1 protein-coding gene is annotated in these 218 nt (G+C 47.7%); it reads left to right on the forward strand.

Annotated features, from left to right (window positions below):
• The coding region (locus MiSe_RS50600; RefSeq protein WP_226595176.1) for a hypothetical protein at positions 1 to 208 on the forward strand (208 nt) is incomplete at its 5' end.
• Positions 209 to 218: the final 10 nt, after the last annotated feature.

A 218-nucleotide genomic window follows, 5' to 3' on the forward strand; every position in this document is an offset into this window, starting at 1 on the left:
CTGTGGGGAGAAATCAAAAGTTATCTACGCCTTGTCCCTCGTCGATAAATTTTCAGATTTCGGGGCACGGCATTCTACAATCTGTGGGTACAAATCAAAAGTTATCGACGCCGTGCCCCAAAAACCCACATTTTGCCTAAGAAACCCGGTTTCTCTGAGAAACCGGGTTTATGGAAACGAAGCGAGGGCGATAAATGTCGATCTGTAGGGGCACGGCA

Source organism: Microseira wollei NIES-4236 (genome assembly GCF_020521235.1).
Classification (GTDB): domain Bacteria; phylum Cyanobacteriota; class Cyanobacteriia; order Cyanobacteriales; family Aerosakkonemataceae; genus Microseira; species Microseira wollei.